General features: G+C 62.5%; 4 protein-coding genes. 2 read left to right on the top strand and 2 right to left on the bottom strand.

Translation table 11 applies throughout. From position 1 onward, the window contains the following. Positions 1 to 32: 32 nt before the first annotated feature. The gene (locus NW857_RS00395; protein WP_414367676.1) at positions 33 to 1,760 is read right to left on the bottom strand and encodes an alkaline phosphatase D family protein; all 1,728 of its coding nucleotides are present in this window, start codon (positions 1,758 to 1,760) and stop codon (positions 33 to 35) included. Between the two features lie 274 nt (positions 1,761 to 2,034). Between NW857_RS00395 and clpS the strand changes: the two genes are divergently transcribed. Next, a complete protein-coding gene (gene clpS / locus NW857_RS00390) occupies positions 2,035 to 2,316 on the top strand; it encodes an ATP-dependent Clp protease adapter ClpS (RefSeq protein ID WP_414333897.1) in 282 nt (93 codons plus the stop codon). A 15-nt stretch (positions 2,317 to 2,331) separates the two neighbouring features. Then, positions 2,332 to 3,138, top strand: coding sequence for a lysostaphin resistance A-like protein (locus NW857_RS00385; protein ID WP_414349215.1), 807 nt, complete (start codon positions 2,332 to 2,334; stop codon positions 3,136 to 3,138). 102 nt (positions 3,139 to 3,240) lie between these two features. Here the strand turns inward: NW857_RS00385 and NW857_RS00380 are convergent, their stop codons facing one another. Then, entirely contained in the window at positions 3,241 to 4,707 is a 1,467-nt protein-coding gene (locus NW857_RS00380; RefSeq protein ID WP_414367674.1) for a sodium:solute symporter family protein, read from the bottom strand. Between the last annotated feature and the right edge of the window lie 154 nt (positions 4,708 to 4,861).

Here is a 4,861-nt window from a genome sequence, read left to right as displayed (position 1 = left end):
TGAGAAAACCTGCCCAAAGCCCTTGATTGTTCTCACTGGGGCAGCACCAGTTCTCCGCGGCGCCCCAGGGGATCGGTGAGGACGCTGCCGGTGGGGCCCTTGATCTGAAGGGTGCAGCGGCTGCCGGAGACTTCAATGAGGGTGTAGTTGGGCACCGCCAGCTCCAAAAAGCGCAGGTTGCCTGTCGTTACGCCAGGGATCCCGCTCACTTCTGGATTGGCAGGGTTCACAGGGGCGAGAAAGCCATTCACAATCCGGTAGTAGAGGCGGCTGGCGTTGGGGATCCCCAGTTGGCTGCCCAACTCGTCAATGCTCAAGGCGGTCACGCTGCGTCCGGTGGGGCCAGTCCACACCTCCCAGATGGGGTTGCTGCTGCCGGGGTTGACCTGGCCGATAAAGCCGGCGTGGTTGTTGCCGGTTAGGAACACCACGTTGCGGATGTTGTTGCGCTCAATAAAGTCGATCACCTCCTGCCGCTCCAGCCAGTAGCCCTCCCAGACGTCGTTGGAGCGGAAATAGGTCACCGTGATGGGAAACTCGCTGACGATGAACTTGTAGGTGGCGGTGGAGCTGCGCAGGCCGTTGAACAACCACTGCTTTTGGGGTTCTCCCAAAAGAATGCGCGGCGTGCGGCGCAGCAGGTTAAACAGCGCCTCTTCCGATCCCGGCGGGCCGAAGAACAGGGTCTCCTGCTGGGGCGTGAGGCGGATGCCGGCCAGTTCCAAAAAGCGCTGGCGGGTCAAGCCAGGGGGCAAAATGGGCAGGATCGGGGTCACAGCAGCCAAGTCGCGGTACTGGCGCAGGTCGAGGATAAAGACTTCGGCGTTGGCGCCGTAGCGGAAGCTGCGAAACACCCGATCCCGGCTATCTACCCCCGGTACATCCGTCAAGGTGGGGGTGATGGGGTTGTACTCAAAAAAGGCCTGGTAGCCCAGCACCCTAAAATCTTCCACGTCGCGGGTTTGCCCGGTGGTGTCGTTGAGCTGGACGGCGCGGCCGCCGCGGGCCTTCTGGCCGCTGTAGTTGTCGATCACCTCGTGGTCATCCCAGTTAACGACAAAGGAAGTGCGACTGAACAACTGCGGGAACTCCGGCCCGGCATACTTGGGATCCCGCTGATCCCGATAGAGGCTGCGGTAAAACTCCAGGTTGCCGATGGGATCCAGCCCCAGCCAGAAGCGATCCGCGTAGACGGTGTCGCCGTTGAAGGAGATGAAATCGATATCGCCGCGGTTAACCTCAGCCAACAGGGCCGCCCCAATGGGGAAAGGAGGCTCATTGGCGCAGCTAATGTGCAAGAAGCGGATGGGCCGCCCATCGCCCGGAGCCGGCAGGGTGCGGAACTGGCCCACAGGGCTGGTAAACCCCTCACTGACAAAGCGGTAGAAATAGCGCTGCGCCGGCCTCAGGCCGGTAACAACGGCGCGGGCAATGTAGTCGCCCGGCTCGGTGCGGTAGTTGCGACCGGCCACGCGGCGGGCAGTCAGCGCAACCTGCTGCAGAATGGGGTTGAACTCGGCATTTTCCGCCATCTGCAGCGTCACAGGCACCGTATCCACGCTGCTGGCCGGCACCACCCGCGTGGAAAGCACCGCCCCCTCAGAGGTGGGATCCCCGGCAAACACCCCCTGGGGAAATCCTGGCTCTCCCAGCGGCGGGATAGAAGAACTGGAGGTGCCCCCACAGGCGGCCAGGGCGGCTGCCCCACCGCCAAACATCAGCAACTGCAGGAAAAAGCGACGGGAACGCAGGGAACTCATACAGCTAACCTCAGCGACGCCGGCAAATGTAAAGGGATCCGCAACAATGGCCAATTGCCCCTAGTCAAGCACTTCTGCGCCCAAACTGAGGTTGTGGGCCGGTGAAAACTGGGTTAGCTTCTGTTTAAGAACGCCAGACCTGAGGCTTGGGTTCTCCGCGGCCTTTTCATAGCCCTTCCTGCGAAGGCTAAAATTCCATTAAGGTTTTTTGCTTTTTGGCTTTGTTTTCGGTTTTGCGTTCTAGAACCTCTTGTTGACCCAAGGAGGGATCGTCGTGGCTACGGAGACTCTGGTTAAGCCTTCTGTAACCCCGAAGCATATGCCCATGTACCGGGTGTTGCTGCACAACGACGATGTCAACACCATGGAGTACGTGGTGCAGGTGCTGGTGAAGGTCATTCCATCGATGATGCCGCCGCAAGCCACCGAGATCATGTTGGAAGCCCACAACAACGGCGTTGCTGTGGTCATCGTGGTGCCGCGGGAGCACGCGGAGTTTTACTGCGAGCAGCTGCGCCAGCACGGCCTCACCAGCTCGATCGAGCCGGAACGCTAGTTAGGAGCGGTTTGGGTGGGCCTGCCGACTGCTGAGCTGATTGGCAAACTCAAGGCCTTTCCCTTGCCGCTGCGGCTGTTGCTGTTTTTGGGGATCCCCCTTTTGGCCTGGCTACCGTGGGTCGGCCTGGGGGGATTTTTCTTTGGCCGAGAGTACCTCTGGCTGCCGCTGTATGCTCTACTGCTCCTTTGGCTGGGGCTGTGGGGATCCGGGTTTGCCGCCTATGGCCTGGACAAGAGTTGGGCCTGTCGGGCTGGGATCCTCTGGGGCCTGGGGATGGGTGTGGGCGGGCTTTTTCTGCTCTTTGGCCTGGAGGGGGCCCTGGGCTGGCTGAGCTGGCAGCCGGTGGAAGGGGGATCCCTGCTGGGCTATGGCTTGCTGGGGCTAGGGGTGGGCCTGGCGGTGGCTCTAGCAGAAGAGCTGTTGTTCCGCGGCTGGCTGCTGCAGGAGATGGCCTTGGACTACGGCTGGACAAGCGCTCTGTGGGGATCCAGCCTTCTCTTTGCTTTGGCCCACTTTTTGAAGCCGCCAGCAGAGATCCTCGCCACCTGGCCCCAGTTTCCGGGACTGTGGCTGATGGGCCTGCTGCTGGCCCAGGCCAAGGTGTGGAACCAAAACAAGCTAGGACTCAGCCTGGGGCTGCACGCCGGCTGGGTGTGGGGCATCACCTGGGTCAACAACTTGGCTTGGATCGAGTACACCGGCAGGGCGCCAGAGTGGCTCACCGGCATCGGCGGCAACCCCCTAGCCGGGCTGATGGGCCTGCTCTTCCTGGGCGGCACCTTCCTTGTTCTCAAGAGGTTGGCCACCGACAGAAGCTGAACAACGCCGAAGCATCTCCCCTCTCCCTCAGGGAGAGGGGCCGGGGGTGAGGGTCATCCCTCAGGGAGAGGGGCCGGGGGTGAGGGATCTGTCTCAATCCAGTTATTTCGAGATCTCCTCCCCCCAAGGGCCGCTCTCATAGTAGGCGGCCAGCCTCTCCTGGTCGGGCTGAGTGAGCAAGCTCACCCCCACCAGCACCGCCGTGCCGACAACCACCGCCGGGATCACCGGCAGCCAGCCCCCCGTCCAGGCTTGGGGCAACAGGCCCGCCAGCCAGCCCAAGGTGAGACCGCTGGAAACCAAAGCTCCGGCTACGGCCCCGGCGCGGGTAGCCCGCTTCCAGTACAGGCCGGCCATCAAGAGGGGAAAGAGCATGGCGTTGCCCTGAAAGCTCCAGGTGGCGATCTGGGCGATGAGCCCCGGTGGCCTGACGGCAATGGCAAAGGAAACCAGCCCAATCCCCAGCACCACCCAGCGGCCCAACAGCTCCTCCTGGTGCGGAGAAAGCTGGCGCTTGAGCAAGGTAACCACCAGATCCCGGGTAACCAGGGAGCTGGCTGTTAGCAGTTGCGAGTCCGCCGTAGACATCAAAGCCGCCAGCGCCGCTGTAATCACCACTGCCGCCACGCCGCTGGGCAGGGTCTGCAACATCAGCGGCATGATCTGATCCGGCTGCTGCAGGTCAGGAAAAGCCAGCCGACCCCAGACGCCAATGAGGGCTGCTGGGAAGAACACCAGTAGAATCAGCAGCGGCCAGACCACCATCAGCGTCTGAAAGGGACGGGCACTTTTGGCCATGTAGAAGCGCTGAAAAAATTGGGGAAAAAGGGGCGTAGCCATCAAAAACAGCAGTTGGTTGCCAAGCAGGGTCTGCCAGCTCCAGCGCCCCTGGGGGCCGGGCAAGCTCAGCCAGGGATCCAACCGGCTGCCGGCCTCTTGGCCCCAACTCAAGGCCACGGCCACAAAGGCCACTCCCATCCCCACAACCAAGATGATCCCCTGCACCACGTCCGTCCAGACCACGGCCTGGGAGCCGCCGAAGAGGACATAGCCCAGGATGACCAGCGCCACCCCCACCGCCAGGGGCCAGTAGGGGATCCCTTCCCCCAAAACGGCGGCCAGGGTGCGCGCCCCGCCGATGATCTGGATGCTGATGTAGGGGGCGGTAAACGTCAGGGCGCTTAGGCAATAGAGCAGGGCCAGGAGAGGGCTGTTGAAGCGGTGGCCAAAGAACTCTGAGGGGGTGATGAACCCAAAGTGGCGGGCCGCCAGCCACACCCGGTAGCCCACCCCAAAAAACAGCCCTGAGATCAGCGCCGTGGTGACCCCCACGGCCAAAAAAATCCCCAGGCCGTGGGTGTAGGCATCCGCCGGCACGCCGAGGAAGGTAAAGGCGCTGAGCAGCGTCGCCAGCGTGGTCAAGGTCAAGGCCAGGGATCCCAGCCCCCGCCCTGCCAGGAAATAGCTGACCGGATCCTGGCCGCTGCGGCGGTAGCTCCACCAACCAATGGCCGCCAGCAGCAGCAAGTACACCCCCACCACACCCAAACTCAAAACCGTGTCACTCATCTCCAGCCCTGGGCCAGCAAGTTCGCACAAAGTAGAAGTTCAGGGGCACCAACAGCAGCACCGCCAACCCTGCTCCCCAGTACCAAGCCGGGATCCCCAATAGCTGCGGCTGGGCCGAGCGGGATCCCACCCAGGTCAACAGCCACAGCAGCGG

The sequence above is a fragment of the Synechococcus sp. H55.9 genome (genome assembly GCF_047462355.1).
Taxonomy (GTDB): domain Bacteria; phylum Cyanobacteriota; class Cyanobacteriia; order Thermostichales; family Thermostichaceae; genus Thermostichus.
The sequence above is the reverse complement of the archived record's forward strand: the minus strand, read 5'-3'. Positions and strand labels throughout refer to the sequence as shown.

What these genes read in the sequence shown, in the direction of transcription:
- NW857_RS00395 (WP_414367676.1), bottom strand. Translation starts at nt 1,760, where the DNA reads ATGAGTTCCCTGCGTTCCCGTCGCTTTTTCCTGCAGTTGCTGATGTTT.
- NW857_RS00380 (WP_414367674.1), bottom strand. Translation starts at nt 4,707, where the DNA reads ATGAGTGACACGGTTTTGAGTTTGGGTGTGGTGGGGGTGTACTTGCTG.